Genomic DNA, 13,817 nt, shown 5'->3' on the forward strand with positions numbered 1-13,817 from the left:
CGGGGCTCTAAGAACCTATTTCGGTAGGAGCGCGTGGAACCAAGTGATGATGCCCAGCGCAAAGTGCAGCATCGCGACGTAGGTGTCCTCTCGCTTCTCCCAGCGCACCAGCAGACGTCGGAAGCGGTTGAGCCAGGAGTGGGTTCGCTCGACGACCCATCGCGGCGAAGAGCGTCGACGCTGTGCGCACCGGGGCCTCACCTGGGAGTGTCGTCTGGGGGCCCGGAGCGTGAAGCCATACTCCTGGGCCAGCTCGCGCACGGACCTGAAGGCATACCCCAGGTCACCACACAGCGTCTGGCAACTGCCCCGACTTGGCAGGGGCCGTCGGACGGGAATCGATTCAAGCGTGGAGCGCGCCAGCTTGAAGTCGTTCGTGTTGGCTCCAGCGACCTCGAGGCCGAGGGGGACGCCGCGCGAGTCTGTCAGCAGACTGCGCTTGGTGCCCCGCTTCGCTCTGTCGGTGGGATTGAGGCCGGTTTCTTCCCCCGCCCAGCGGCGCTTTGCCCTGGGGCCCGTCCAACGCCAGCCAGCGCCAATCAATGCCCGCCAGCCGTCGTCCTTCTTCACTACCCCATGGCCGCGTCCTCCTGCCTCTTCAACCCGGCAGGAGGCCGACCTTCTTCCCTACCGAAATAGGCTCTTATCGAAACGACATGGCCAAGATTGCAATTACTCGAGACATGGTTGAGAATCGCTCGATGCCGGTCCCTGAATGCGAGGAATATCATATTTCGGATATCTTGTCGGGCCTGGCCGACGGCAAGGTAAATAAAGTTTTCCAGACGGAGGGATTTGCTTCGGAGGCGGATTGGCAATCTTCGCGTGAGCAAATTCAGCGGCGATTGGCTGCGTATAGGGGCGCAGTGCTGGCAGGGACGACTAGGCGCGATATTGGTCGGTGATTGCGTGGGATTTATCAAAAATTTGGTGTGTTTTTGTCTCATTGGGCTGTCGGGGGGGTGCGTCCCCAAAGGACTTAGCTCTCCTTCGGGTACGGTTGATACTGGCTTGAAGCCTGAGGTTGTCTTGTGGTCGCTATGTCCATTTCCCTGTCTAGATCGGTCGCCGAAGATTGCTATTTATGGCGATGGCCGGATTTTGAGGAGGGTGTCTCGAAATTTGGACGAGGCGCCAACGTTCTGGCGCGGAGGAATGTCTTCTGTGCAGTGTCGAGCCTTGTCTTCTTTGGTGCGAGAACAGGGGGCGGGATTGGCTGATTCGTTTGTTTTTGCTGCTGAGGGTACTGATGCTCCAGAATACATTCTGCAATGGCGACTGCGCGATGAGGGGGTGCGACAAATGGTGGTTAATGGAATACTGGAGCCGGAGGAAGGTAAAGGGGATCGCCCTCGCACTCCCTCCGCATTTCTAAGGATTCTAGATGGGTTGGCTGGATGTGTTCCGGTCGACGCTCGTGTCTATATTCCTGATGCTGTCTTGCTTGAGTTTGTGCCCGTCACGTTTTCGACCAATGGCGGCGTTGCTTGGCCTGACTCATGGACGGCGTCGACCGTGTTCTCGGATGGATCTCAGAGCGGAGTCGAGAGTGGGTTGACCGCGCTGTTGCCGGGTTCGCAGTTCGCTGAAGTCTATCGATGGCTCTGGCGTCTCCAGAGTTCTGGCCATGACGTTTTGTTTCGGGGGCAGCTATTCTACGTCAGGATGCAAGCAGTCTTCCCTGGCGCACCAGCTCCACTGACTTTTAGTGTTCCTGAAATTCCAAAGTAGTCTTGCTTCGGAGCGAGAGCGACCTTACTCGCCCGTGTTTTTGAAGTACTCGAAAGGAGCGGCAGTGGGCTGATTGCACATGGATAATGTGGCCGCCATCTTTACAAAGAAAGTGGATCGTGTGTCGCACCGGGTTGTTGAGACACCAGGTTGGTCGTAATCAGGCCGTCTGCTTCGACTGCATCAGCTTTCTCCGGGTCTGATTGGGCGAGAGGAAGTTGTGGCGCTCTGCGCGCCAGGGCGCGGCACACTTCGCGGCAGTAGGTCTGCCCCCTGTCGCACCTTCAACAGAGCCAGAATCGCTCCCCGCAATGACGGCACTCACGCTCGAAGCTCGTGCCCCCGGGCCTCTGGGGGCACGCTTTCGTGACACGGGCGCTTCTTGTTGGTGTCTGTCGCGCAGAGGTAGCGACTTCATTTGTCCAGCGGCTTGGCATTCCTCCAGGGCGCTCATCTCGCCCTCTCTTCCAGCCCAGCGTGGCCCAAGCCTCCCCAGCCGCTAGTTGTTCGCGCCTCGAGCTCCGCTGCGCGGCCCTCCACTCCCGCGCTTCTCCGCGCTCGCGTGGTTCGAAGACCCGCGCTTCTTGAAGGTTGTCTCCACTTGTGGCTCGTCGGCGCGCGCAGCTGTCAGTCGCTCCCGGTCCGGGCGTCGGCCCGTCTTTCCCTCGAATGACGGAGTCGAAATTTGGGCTGGGCGACAGAGGCAGTGCAGGCGTTGTCACGCGGGTCGCGCGTGGAGGTGAGGCCCCGAGGCGGGTCCATGCGAGGTCGCATCGAGGACAATCAGCGCGTGACGCTGAGCCCGGTGGACCCGCGTGACGTTCAGGTCGATGACATCGTGCTGGTGCGGTGGAGGGGTGGGGTCCTCCTGCATCTCGTGAAGCGGGCCACGGCGGAGCAACTGCTCATCGGCAACAACGTGGGCCGCATCAATGGCTGGGCGCCTCGTCGAGACGTCGTCGGCCGCGTCGTGCACGTCCATCCCCTCACGACGTGACGTGCTCGCGGTCGCGCAGTGTCGCTGCTGAACGTCCGCGCGCCGGAGCGGTTGGCGTGAGCGCGCCGGGGCTCTAGGGTCGCTTCTCCCTGGAGACGCAAGCCTGACACCGCTGCCCAAAGATCATCGCAAGGTCGTCACCGAGGCCCTGGCGGCGCTGGGCGTCACGCGCTGGGTGCTCAGCATCCAGGACCCGAGCTTCCCGGGCCTGCCGGGGCAGGACTTCGGCCGGGGTTCGCCGTACTCGGAGGGCGCCGCGCGCCTGTTCTCCTTCGCGCGCGACCTGGGCTTCACCGGCGTCCAGCTCGGGCCCCAAGGGCAGACCACCGAGTACAACGCGTCGCCGTACGACGGCACGCTGTTCTCGCGCAACGTGCTCAACGTCGCGCTCACGCCGCTCACCGACCCGCATGGTCCTTGGGGAAGACTGCTCTCGCCTGACACGCTGGCCCGCTTCGTCTCCGAGCGCCCGTTCACCTCACGCCCGGACGTCCGTTACGGCTTCGCGTTCCGCGCGCAGTCCGCCGCGCTCGACGAAGCGTGGGCCACCTTTCAACGAGAACAACCCACCGAACTCTCGCGGGCTTTCGCGTCATTCCAACGGGACAACGCATCATGGCTCACGCCGGACTCGCTCTTCGATGTGCTCGGCGCCGAGCGTGGCGACGCGGACTGGCGGCACTGGGAGCCATCGCTCGACGCGAGGCTGTTCAGTCCGCACCCCGAAGAGGCGGACGCCGCCGAGGCGCGTGTGCACGAACTGGAGACTCGGCACGCGACCTCCCTGGACCGCTACGCCTTCTTCCAGTTCCTGGTGCACTCGCAACACGCGCAGCTGCGCGAGCGCGCGGTGGATTGGGGGCTGAAGTTCTACGGCGACCTCCAGATTGGCTTCTCGCCTCGGGACGCGTGGGCGTGGCGGGGCTTGTTCCTGCGCACGGACCTGATGGGCGCCCCTCCCAGTCGCACCAACCCGGAAGGGCAGCCCTGGAACTATCCGGTGATGGATCCCGCGCATTACTTCGAAGCCGACGCGCGCCAGCCCGGGCCCGTGCTGCGCTTCATGGATGCACGGCTGGGAAAGATGCTGGGCGAGTACGACGGCCTGCGCATCGACCATCCTCACGGGCTCGTGTGTCCGTGGGTGTACCGCGCGGGAGAACCGGATGCCCTGCGCGCGGTGCAGCAGGGCGCGCGCCTGTTCTCCTCTCCCGACCTGCCAGACCATCCCGAGCTGGCTCGCTACGCCATCGTCGGGCCGGAGCAACTGGACCGCACGCAATCCCGTCACGCGGATGGCTGGGTGCGCTCGCTCACGCCCGCGCAGGTGGAGCGCTACAGCGTCCTCTTCGACGCGGTGGTGCGGACCGCGCAGCGCCAAGGGCGAGCACGAGAGGACCTCTTGTGCGAGGTGCTCAGCACGATGCCCTATGAGCTGGGATGCGTGCTCGCGCGCCATGGCCTGGGGCGCTTCCGCGTGACGCAGAAGGCAGCCCTCGACAACCCCTCCGACGTGTACCGCAGCGAGAACGCGGCGCCCGACGACTGGGTGATGGTGGGGAACCACGACACGCCCTCGCTGTGGCGCTGGGTGGGGACATGGCAGTGGCGTGGCGCCTCGCGTGCGCAGGCGGCGTACCTGTCCCAGCGCCTGCATCCCGAGCCGGAGGGCCGTGAGGACTTCGCGAGACGGCTCGCGGAGAACCCCGCCGAGTTGGCTCAGGCGAAGTTCGCGGACCTCTTCGCGTGTCGCGCGCGCAACGTGATGGTCTTCTTCGCTGACCTCTTGGGGATGCAAGAGACCTACAACGTGCCGGGCACCGTGGATGCGCGGAACTGGTCCCTGCGCGTGCCCGAGGACTGGGCGCAGCGCTATCGCGAGCGTCTCCGCGTGGGTGCGGCCCTGGACCTGCCACGTGTGTTGGCGCTGGCCCTGCGCGCGCGTGGCGCGGAGTCACGCACCCGTCACGCCGCGCTGTTGCGCCGACTGGACCAGTTGTCCCACGCAGGGGAGTAGGCCGCGACCCGTGAAGTGCGAGTGCTCGTCTCGCGCGACCCACCTGCCCACGAGGGAGGCTGTCTTCCGTGTGGCGCCGATATCTTCTATCTAGAGAACAGTTCGAGCGCCGCTGGTCTTCGGGATGGAGCTGAGCCTCGCCGTGACGACTCCTCGTGAGTGGGCATTCGGGACGCATCGCGCGACCTTCGAGGCGCCGGACCTGCTCGTCTTCCGCTTCGTCGGGCCCTCACGGCTGGAGGATGTGAAGCGGGTGCTGGAGATCTGCGAGGAGCTGGGCGCGCGACATCCGCTCTACGTCATCTCCGACGTGGCGAACTCGACGCTGGAGCGCGAGGCGCGCGACCACCTCGTCCACCATTCGAGCGAGGCGTGGTTCAAGGGCCAGGTGTACCTGGGCACGGGCCCGGTCGAGCGCGCGGGTGCCAAGGCGCTGATGCTGGCCCTTTATCTGCTGGGCCGGTGGCGCGTGCCGCTCGAGTTCGCCGACACCGAGGCGGAGGCTCGCGAACTCATCGCGCGCCAGCGAGCCCGCGACCACGCCCTGCGCTCGGCCTCAGTGCTTCACGTCCACCACGATGCGTGACGGGCCCTTCAGCTCCAGCACGCGATAGCTCGTAGGGCGCGCGGTGCCGAGCAGCCACGTCACCTCGGCCTCGAAGTCACAGGTGCGGACCAGCTCGCGCACCATGGGCAGCGCGGGCTTCAGCGTGAGGTCACTCACGGTGGCCTTGCCCTCGGACGTGTGCGCACGCGCGGGGATGAAGCGCACCTCCAGCGGCCCTTGCCCCTCCACCTTCACCGGGTCGCCCGAGCCGCACTGCACCGCGGGCGTCTTCGCGTAGGCGACCTGATAGCCGGGCAGCTCCGCGCCCTCGAATTGGAACACCACGCGGTCGTAGTCCTCGTGGGGGCCCGTGCGCACCGAGACGAGCGTGGCCTGGGTTTGCTCACGGCGCTTCACCTCGGTGGGGCTGGAGGTCCACGCGGGCGAGTCTGGTTCGGCGGCGGGAGCGCTCTCCTCGGGGCCGGGGGGAGTCGGCGTCGGCGCTTGGGGGAGGACGCTGCCCGAGGCGACGTGGACAGGGGGACGTGCCTCGGCTTCGCCTTCGCGAGGGAGGGTGCCCAGGGGTGGCGTGGGCGTGGGCGCCACGGTGCGCTCGGGCGCGGGCTCGTCCTTCTTGGAACATCCCCCCGCCGTGAGCAGCGCGCCCACGAGCCACAGCGACCGCATCCCACGTCCAGACCGCCGCATCGCGTGTCCTCCCAACGGCCCTCCGGGTGGGGCCGGTGCCCTCCTCTCGCACGGGAGGGCACCTGGGAGCCAGGGCTCAGCGCGCCGGGGATGTCACGGCGCCGACGTGGCGGGGGCGAGCGCGCGCGGGTCCACGTCCAGGATGAAGCGCACGAGCGGGCCGTCCACCATGCGCGTCCCGTTCACCACGGTGGTCGGCTTCTCGAAGAAGCAGTTGTTCCAGACGAGTCCGGCCAGGGCCGTATCCGCCGCGTTGGACCACGTGCCATCCATGGGGCCCTCGTAGTAGCCCGTGCGGTGCAGCACCTTCTTGAGGCGCTTCGCCGTGGGCTTGTCGAGCGCGATGCGGTCCGCGGGGTCCTGGACGGCGAGCACGCCCAGGTAGCGGTGGAGCTGCACGTCCAGCTCTTCCAGCGCGTTGTAGCTGCTGTTGACGACGGCGTCCGCGAGCACGTGCGTGTAGAAGGCGCTGTCCGCGGTGGTGTTCCACACGCGCACGACGCCCGAGCGCTCGCCATTCTTGTCCCCGCCCACGCGCGCGCCGGCCTGGAGCGCCTGGAGCAGTCGCCGCGGGAAGCTGCCGGTGGCGTGCTCGAAGCCATCCGCCATGGCCTGGCAGAGGTTGCCGGTGGACATGTTGTTGGCCTGCACGACGTAGGTGGCGCCCTTCACGGAGCACGTGGCGTCCGCCGTCTGGTTTCCGGAGGTCTGCCCCAGCGTGATGCTCCCATCGGGGTGCAGCTTCACCGCGGCGAGCTGGCGGATGGGGCCATAGGGGTCCTCGGCCAGCACCGAGTCGATGGCGGCCTGGGGCGCGGCGCCGCCGTCGATGCGCGCGATGACGGCCTGCGCATCATCCACCGAGGGTAGCGCCATGGTGGCGACCGCGAGGTCGGAGCGCCCGTACGGCACCAGGGCCGTGATGCCCGTGGGGAACGAGATGACGGCGATGCCGCACTGATGTCCCACGGGGTCGCACGCCACGATGGCGCGCGTGCCGAAGATGCGCGTGTTGATGGACGAGGGCGGCGCGGCCCGCGCGGTGCCCGCGCCGAGCAAGAGGAGGGACGAGAGGGCGAGCAGGTGCTGCGTCAGGGGCTTCATGGCGGGGCCTCGGCATGAGGGACGGCGGCCGCCGCGCGCGACGCGCACGGACGGGACGCTCTTCCGGGGTGGGGTGGATGTCGCATGCCCTGGAACGGGACGGGTTCCGGGGCATATCGGCCTCTCGGGGCTCGCTCGGAATTCGTTGCGGCGTGAGTGTGACGGGACTGACACCCATGCCCGGTCGCCCCGCGCCCGAGCGGAACGGGGCGTCGTCCCCATGCCCGTGCTTCGCGGTCCGCGCACATGCAGGTGGCTGAGACATGCGGGGCGCCCGGCGTGTAGGGTCCGCCGGGCCGCGGTGTCGCGTGCCCCCCTCTACTGACTCCGGAACTGGAGAGACCCTCTCATGGCCCTGGACCTCACTTCCCTTCCGCGCCCCACGCGTGACGACTCGACCGTTGGCACGATGGTGCGCGGGCTCGTTGGCAGCGAAATCCTCCGCATCGCGGCGGAGATTCGCGAGCTGGTCGCCAAGGGGCGCAAGGTGTGCAACCTCACGGTGGGTGACTTCAGCCCCAAGGAGTTCCCCATCCCGCAGGGGCTGGGGCAGGGCATTGGCACCGCGCTCCAGGCGGGCGAGACGAACTACCCGCCCTCGGATGGCGTGCTGGAGCTGCGCCAGGCGGTGCAGCGCTTCTATGAGCGCTCGCTGGGCCTGAAGTACCCGCTGGAGGGAATCGTGGTCGCCGGCGGCGCGCGGCCCATCATTTACGGCACCTATCGCGCGGTGCTCGATGCCGGCGACGAGGTCATCTATCCGGTGCCCTCGTGGAACAACAACCACTACGCGCACATGCTCGGGGCCCGCAGCGTGGTGGTGCCCACGGATCCAGAGAAGGGCTTCATGCCCACGCTGGAGCAACTTGCGCCGCACCTCTCGACCGCGCGGCTCCTATGCCTGTGCAGCCCGCTCAACCCCACGGGCACCATGGTGGACCCCGGCGCGCTGCGGGCCATTGCCCAGCGCATCGTGGACGAGAACAAGTCGCGTGAGCAGCGCGGCCAGAAGCCGCTCATCCTCATGTACGACCACATCTACTGGGTGCTCACCTTCGGGAAGACGAAGCACGTGACGCCCGTGGAGCTGGTGCCCGAGATTGCGCCGTACACGGTGTTCGTGGATGGCATCAGCAAGGCCTTCGCGGCGACGGGCGTGCGCGTGGGCTGGGGCGTGGGGCCGCCGTCCATCATCTCGCGCATGCGCGACGTGCTGGGCCACGTGGGCGCGTGGGCTCCCAAGGCCGAGCAGGTGGCGACGGCGCGCTACCTGGACGACACCGCCGCGTGCGAGACGTACCTGCAGGCCATGCGCCGCAGCGTGGACGTGCGGCTGGAGGCGCTGTACCAGGGCTTCGAGCGCATGCGCGCCGCGGGCCTGCCGGTGCGCGCCATCGCGCCGCAGGGCGCCATCTACCTCTCGGTCCGCTTCGACCTGGTGGGCAAGGGCGACCTGAAGACGAACGATGACATCCGCAAGCGGCTGCTGGAGAAGGCCAGCTTCGCGGTGGTGCCGTTCCAGGCGTTCGGCCTCAACGAGGACTCCGGCTGGTTCCGCCTCTCCGTGGGCGCTACGTCCGTGGCGGAAATCGAAGAGGCGCTCCCCCGCGTGGAGGCCACCGTGCGCGAGGTCCTCGCGTCGCGCTGAGGGCCGAACGGGGCGCGGCGTCCCACTCCTGACCCGGGAGCGATGCCGCGCCTCCTTCAGTGGAATCCGGGAATAGCGATCTTGAGATAGGGTTTGCTCCCGCTCACCGAGAACGGCGAGACGCGCGACCTTCCCTCATGCTCAAGCGATTCGTGGATGTCCGGGACGAGGAGGTCGGAGCGGTCCTCTGGTCCTTCCTCTACTTCTTCACGTTGATGTGCGGTTACGCCATCCTGCGCCCCATCCGAAACGAGATGGGGACGGCGGGTGACGTGAAGCACCTGTCGTGGCTCTTCACCGCCACGTTCCTGGTGATGCTGGTGGCGGTGCCGGCCTTCTCCGCGCTGGTGGCGCGGTGGCCTCGGAGCATCGTCATCCCGCGTGTCTATCTCTTCTTCCTCGCCAACCTGGTGGTCTTCTTCGTGCTGCTGCGCTTCGGCGTGGCGCGCGCGGAGGTGGCGCGGGTCTTCTACGTCTGGCTGAGCGTCTACAACCTGTTCGTCGTCTCCATCTTCTGGAGCTTCATGGCGGACGTCTTCGCCAGCGAGCAGGGCAAGCGTCTCTTCGGCTTCATCGCGGCGGGCGGCACGGCCGGGATGATTGTCGGCCCGTTCCTGGTGGGCCGGTTGGCCGAGTCCGTGGGGCCGCTCAACCTCATCCTCGTCTCGGCGGTGATGCTGGAGGTGAGCGCGGTCTGCGTGCGCAAGCTCAGCCGGTGGGCGCATGACGTGCAGCACCAGGCGCCCACCTCCGAGGGCCCGGTGGGCGGGAGCATGTTCGCGGGGCTGCGGCTGATGTTCACCTCGCCCTTCCTCCTGGCCATGGGCCTTCAGGTGTTGCTGTACGCGGCCACCTCCACGTTCCTGTACTACCAGGAGGTGCAGCTGGTGGCGGCGCACGCGAGCGACGCGGCGGCGCGCACGGCGGCGTTCGCGGACATCGACTTCTGGGTGCAGGTGCTGACGCTGGGGCTGCAGGCGCTCGTCACGGGGCGGGTCATCTCGAAGCTGGGGCTCGCGGCGGCCATGGCGGTGGCGCCCGTGCTCACCGCGCTGGGGTTCCTGGCGCTCGCGGCGATGCCCGTGCTGTGGATGCTCATCGCGGTGAAGTCGCTGCGCGGCGCGAGCCACTACGCGCTGGAGCGACCTTCTCGCGAGATTCTTTTCACCACGGTGGACCGCGAGGCCCGCTACAAGTCCAAGAGCTTCATCGACACGGTGGTGTACCGAGGCAGCGACACGGTCAGCTCGTGGCTCCAGGGCGGCCTCACGACGCTGGGGCTGGGGAACGTGGGCTTGTCGTTGGTGGCGGTGCCGCTGGCGGGGCTGTGGCTGAGCGTGTCGATGTTCCTGGCCCGACGTCAGCGCGCGCGCGTGGAATCCGCATCCCCCGAAGGGGTCGCTCCAGTAGAGAATGCCCCGGCTCGCTGAGGCGGGCATGCAGCGTCCCTTGCTGGACCCCGGAGGAACCCCGACATGAGGTGGACTCGCAGAGGTGTGATTCAGGGCGCGATGGTGCTGGGCGCGGCCCAGGCCCTGGGCTGTGCGACGACGAAGACGGGCGGCTCGGAGGCGCCGGCCTCGCGCGAGCAAGGCGCGGAGGCCTCGGGCCCCGCCAGGTCCCAGCGCATCCTCATCCTCGGCGGGACGGAGTTCCTGGGCCCCGCGCTCGTGGAGGCGGCGCGCGCGCGCGGTCACGTCGTGACGCTGTTCAACCGTGGCAAGACGCGTCCGGAGCTGTTCCCGGACCTGGAGAAGCTGCGCGGCGACCGCGACCCCAGCAAGGGCGAGGGGCTCAAGGCCCTGGAGGGCCGCGCCTGGGACGCGGTCATCGACACGTCCGGCTACTTCCCCCGGTTGGTGAAGGCCTCGGCAGAGCTGCTCGCGCCGCACGTGGGGCACTACGTCTTCGTGTCCTCCATCTCCGTCTACAAGGACCTGCGCGAGTACGGCATCGACGAGCGCTCGCCCGTGGCCACCATCGCCGACCCCACGATGGAGAAGGTGACCGAGGAGTCCTACGGCGCGCTCAAGGCGCTGTGCGAGCAGGCCGCGGAGGCGGCGATGCCGGGCCGGTCGCTGAGCGTCCGTCCGGGGCTCATCGTGGGGCCGGATGATCCGTCCGACCGCTTCACGTACTGGCCGGTGCGCGTGGCGCGCGGCGGCGAGGTGCTCGCGCCGGGCGACGGCGAGGACCCGGTGCAGTTCATCGACGTGCGCGACCTGGCCGCGTGGCTCATCCACGGCGTGGAGCGCAAGCTGACGGGGACGTTCAACGCCACGGGCCCGCAAGAGCCGGTGCCCATGCGCGCGCTGCTCGACACGTGCAAGCAGGCCACGGGCAGCGACGCGCGCTTCACCTGGGCGGAGGCCGCGTTCCTCACGAAGCAGAAGGTGAACGCGTGGTCGGACATGCCCGTGTGGATTTCGCGCACGAGCGAGGACAAGGGCATGGGCCGCGTGGGCATTGCCCGCGCGCTGGCGCAGGGGCTCTCCTTCCGGCCCACCGCGGACACCGTGCGCGACACGCTGGCGTGGTTCAAGACGCTGCCGCCCGCGCGTCAAGGCAAACTGGAGGCGGGCATCGCGGACGCGCGCGAGCGCGAGGTGCTGGCCGCGTGGCGCCAGCAGCAGGGCTCCGCCAAGGCGCAGTGAAGCCGCCCCCGGGGATGCGCCACGCCGGCGCATCCCCGGGGTGGTTGGCTACTGCCGCGCCATCAGCGCGTTCTGCTCGGCCTTCTCGTCGTGGAGGTGCTCGCCGGACACGTCCACCACGACCTGATGGAGATCGCCGGTGAAGACGAAGGGCGCCTCGTACATGGAGCTGGTGGGTGAGTAGTCATCCCGGCCGCAGGTGAGGCCCTCGCCCAGGCTGATGACCAGCGGCATGGTGGCGTCGATGTCGCTCTGGGCCACCAGATCGCCGTTGATGTACAGGCGCCCGCGCCCGGGCGTGCCGCGTCCCTGCGCGAGGTCCGGCTTGCCGGTGGGCTCGAACTCGAAGCGCAGCTCGGCGTGTCCGCGTGGGACTTCCACCGCGGATTCGAGGTGGAACTCCCGCTCGCCCACGAAGTTGTAGAGGTAGTGCAGCTTGTGGTCCTTGATGAAGAAGCTGTAGCCGCCGGTGATGCCGCCGTGGCACAGCAGCACGCCCTCGGCGCCGTCCGTCACCTCCACGTCGGCGGTGATGGTGTGCGGGCGGTTGAGCACGTGCGCGGCGACGTTCTCCGGCACGGGCGAGGTGTTCGGCCGGTACACGTAGCGCTGTCGGTCCGGGGAGATTTGGGGCCGCTCGGCGGAGAACACCGCGCGGTCCGGCGAGGCCAGCGGCAGCACCTGGTACTTGCCCGCCTCCACGTACCAGAGGGCGATCATCTCGATGAGCTTGCCGCGGTTCTGCTCGGCCACGTTGCGCGTCTCGGAGCAGTCCTCGGCCACGTGGTACAGCTCCCAGCCCTCGGCGTCGAGCCGGCGCAGCCGGTCCTCATCGAGCTTCGAGGCGCCGAACTCCTCACCCGCCTCCTTGAACGACGGGCCCGGGAAGGGGCACACCGCGCGCCAGCCGTCGTGGTACAGCGCGCGGTTGCTGAACATCTCGAAGTACTGCGTCACGTGGCGGCTGGGCGCCTGCGCGTCCGTGAAGGAGTGCTTGAAGCTGACGCCCTCCAGCGGGGACTGGGTGACGCCGCGAATCTGCTCGGGCGGCGAGATTCCCAGGCAGTCCAGCACCGTGGGCACCATGTCGATGGCGTGGCAGTACTGCGTGCGCAGCTCGCCGCGCGCGGGGATGCCTCGCGGCCAGTGGACGATGAACGGGTCGGTGGTGCCGCCGCGATACGTCTCGCGCTTCCAGCGGCGGAAGGGCGTGTCACCCGCCCAGGCCCAGCCCCAGGCGTAGTGATTGAAGTACTGCGGGCCGCCCAGCGCATCCATCGCCTGGAGGTTCTGCTCCAGGGACTCGGGCGTGTTGTTGAAGAACTTCAGCTCGTTCACCGAGCCATGCGGACCGCCCTCGGGGCTGGCGCCGTTGTCGGAGATGACCATCACGAGCGTGTTCTCCAGCTCGCCGCTCTCCTCCAGCGCGTCGAGCAGCCGGCCGATGTGATGGTCCGTGTGCTCGAGGAACCCGGCGAACACCTCCATCATCCGTGCGTAGAGGCGCTTCTCTTCCGGTGGGAGCGCGTCCCAGTCCTGCACGTCCGGGTCATGCCGAGACAGCTGCGTCCCGGGCGGCACGATGCCCAGCTCCAGCTGACGCTGGAAGACCTTCTTGCGGTAGGCGTCCCAGCCGTCATCGAACTGGCCGCGGTACCTGTCCGACCACTCCTTGCGCACGTGATGCGGCGCGTGCATGGCGCCGGTGGCGAAGTAGAGGAAGAAGGGCTTGTCGGGCGCGACCTGCTTGGTGTCCGCGATGAAGCCGATGGCGCGGTCCACCAGATCCTCGGTGAGGTGGTAGCCCTCCTCGGGCGTGCGCGGCGGAGGGACGGGGTGATTGTCGTGGACGAGGTCTGGGTAATACTGGTGCGTGTCTCCACCCAGGAACCCATAGAAGCGCTCGAAGCCGCGCCCCAGTGGCCAGCGGTTGTAGGGCCCCGCCGCGCTGGTCTGCTCCGCGGGCGTCAGGTGCCACTTGCCCAGCGCATACGTGTTGTACCCGTGCTCCAGCAGCATCTCGGAGAGGAAGCCGTTCTCGAACGGGATGGTGCCGTTGTAGCCGGGATAGCCGAGCGACACCTCGGTGATGGTCGCCATGCCATTGGAGTGGTGGTTGCGCCCGGTGAGGATGCACGAGCGCGTGGGCGAGCAGAGCGCCGTGGTGTGCATGTTGTTGTAGAGCAGTCCGCCCCGCGCGAGCCGGTCCAGATTCGGGGTGCGGATGGGCGAGCCATAACAGCCCAGGTGGCCGAAGCCCGTGTCATCCAGCACGATGAACAGCACGTTGGGCGCGCCCTGGCGCGCGCGGATGGGCGCGGGCCACGCAGGAGATGACTGCTCCCACGTGCGGCCGATGACGCCTGGGAAGGTGCTTCCTCTCGGGTATTCCTTGAGTGCCATGGTGTGTC

The 13,817-nt window shown here is 67.9% G+C and carries 10 protein-coding genes and 1 pseudogene; 7 read left to right on the plus strand and 4 right to left on the minus strand.

The features are described from left to right. Positions 1-15: 15 nt before the first annotated feature. Positions 16-556 (minus strand): annotated as a pseudogene (locus KRR26_RS37805) (IS5 family transposase); the annotation flags it as partial. Positions 557-656: 100 nt separating this feature from the next. Between KRR26_RS37805 and KRR26_RS09530 the strand changes: the two are divergent. The 4 genes from KRR26_RS09530 (at position 657) to KRR26_RS09545 (ending at position 5,331) form a co-directional block, all read left to right on the plus strand. Next, positions 657-905 carry a hypothetical protein gene (locus KRR26_RS09530; protein ID WP_217079652.1) on the plus strand — a complete coding sequence of 83 codons (249 nt, stop codon included), beginning with the start codon at positions 657-659 and terminating at the stop codon, positions 903-905. A 1,586-nt stretch (positions 906-2,491) separates the two neighbouring features. Continuing rightward, positions 2,492-2,728 carry a hypothetical protein gene (locus KRR26_RS09535; RefSeq protein WP_236068438.1) on the plus strand — a complete coding sequence of 79 codons (237 nt, stop codon included), beginning with the start codon at positions 2,492-2,494 and terminating at the stop codon, positions 2,726-2,728. Positions 2,729-2,840: 112 nt separating this feature from the next. Continuing rightward, the gene (locus tag KRR26_RS09540; protein WP_217079702.1) at positions 2,841-4,745 is read left to right on the plus strand and encodes a 4-alpha-glucanotransferase; all 1,905 of its coding nucleotides are present in this window, start codon (positions 2,841-2,843) and stop codon (positions 4,743-4,745) included. Positions 4,746-4,887: 142 nt separating this feature from the next. Then, the gene (locus KRR26_RS09545; RefSeq protein WP_147422912.1) at positions 4,888-5,331 is read left to right on the plus strand and encodes a hypothetical protein; all 444 of its coding nucleotides are present in this window, start codon (positions 4,888-4,890) and stop codon (positions 5,329-5,331) included. On the opposite strand, the gene KRR26_RS09550 is transcribed toward KRR26_RS09545, so the two are convergent. Together KRR26_RS09550 and KRR26_RS09555 are read right to left on the minus strand one after the other, a co-directional pair. Then, complete coding sequence (locus tag KRR26_RS09550; RefSeq protein WP_236068439.1) at positions 5,302-5,979, minus strand: AMIN-like domain-containing (lipo)protein; 678 nt, start codon at positions 5,977-5,979, stop codon at positions 5,302-5,304. The two genes, KRR26_RS09545 and KRR26_RS09550, sit on opposite strands and share 30 nt — an antisense overlap. A 114-nt stretch (positions 5,980-6,093) precedes the next feature. Next, the gene (locus KRR26_RS09555) at positions 6,094-7,104 is read right to left on the minus strand and encodes a DUF1028 domain-containing protein (RefSeq protein WP_217079654.1); all 1,011 of its coding nucleotides are present in this window, start codon (positions 7,102-7,104) and stop codon (positions 6,094-6,096) included. Positions 7,105-7,453: 349 nt separating this feature from the next. On the opposite strand from KRR26_RS09555, the gene KRR26_RS09560 reads away from it, so the two are divergent. The 3 genes from KRR26_RS09560 to KRR26_RS09570 all read left to right on the plus strand — a co-directional run bounded on the left by KRR26_RS09560 (position 7,454) and on the right by KRR26_RS09570 (position 11,406). Then, entirely contained in the window at positions 7,454-8,752 is a 1,299-nt protein-coding gene (locus KRR26_RS09560; RefSeq protein ID WP_120204210.1) for a pyridoxal phosphate-dependent aminotransferase, read from the plus strand. 137 nt (positions 8,753-8,889) lie between these two features. Continuing rightward, on the plus strand, positions 8,890-10,182 hold the full coding sequence (locus KRR26_RS09565; protein ID WP_199723715.1) for an NTP/NDP exchange transporter: 1,293 nt from the start codon (positions 8,890-8,892) through the stop codon (positions 10,180-10,182). Positions 10,183-10,227: 45 nt separating this feature from the next. After that, entirely contained in the window at positions 10,228-11,406 is a 1,179-nt protein-coding gene (locus KRR26_RS09570) for an SDR family oxidoreductase (protein ID WP_217079655.1), read from the plus strand. 48 nt (positions 11,407-11,454) lie between these two features. On the opposite strand, the gene KRR26_RS09575 is transcribed toward KRR26_RS09570, so the two are convergent. Continuing rightward, positions 11,455-13,809 (minus strand): arylsulfatase, encoded by a 2,355-nt coding sequence (locus KRR26_RS09575; protein WP_120204213.1) that lies wholly within the window; start codon positions 13,807-13,809, stop codon positions 11,455-11,457. Positions 13,810-13,817 lie beyond the last annotated feature (8 nt).

Origin of the sequence: Citreicoccus inhibens (genome assembly GCF_019039035.1) — a bacterium.
Taxonomy (GTDB): domain Bacteria; phylum Myxococcota; class Myxococcia; order Myxococcales; family Myxococcaceae; genus Citreicoccus; species Citreicoccus inhibens.

What these genes read in the sequence shown, in the direction of transcription:
- KRR26_RS09570 (WP_217079655.1), top strand. Translation starts at nt 10,228, where the DNA reads ATGAGGTGGACTCGCAGAGGTGTGATTCAGGGCGCGATGGTGCTGGGC.
- KRR26_RS09565 (WP_199723715.1), top strand. Translation starts at nt 8,890, where the DNA reads ATGCTCAAGCGATTCGTGGATGTCCGGGACGAGGAGGTCGGAGCGGTC.
- KRR26_RS09535 (WP_236068438.1), top strand. Translation starts at nt 2,492, where the DNA reads ATGCGAGGTCGCATCGAGGACAATCAGCGCGTGACGCTGAGCCCGGTG.
- KRR26_RS09555 (WP_217079654.1), bottom strand. Translation starts at nt 7,104, where the DNA reads ATGAAGCCCCTGACGCAGCACCTGCTCGCCCTCTCGTCCCTCCTCTTG.
- KRR26_RS09530 (WP_217079652.1), top strand. Translation starts at nt 657, where the DNA reads ATGGCCAAGATTGCAATTACTCGAGACATGGTTGAGAATCGCTCGATG.
- KRR26_RS09575 (WP_120204213.1), bottom strand. Translation starts at nt 13,809, where the DNA reads ATGGCACTCAAGGAATACCCGAGAGGAAGCACCTTCCCAGGCGTCATC.
- KRR26_RS09550 (WP_236068439.1), bottom strand. Translation starts at nt 5,979, where the DNA reads ATGCGGTCGCTGTGGCTCGTGGGCGCGCTGCTCACGGCGGGGGGATGT.
- KRR26_RS09560 (WP_120204210.1), top strand. Translation starts at nt 7,454, where the DNA reads ATGGCCCTGGACCTCACTTCCCTTCCGCGCCCCACGCGTGACGACTCG.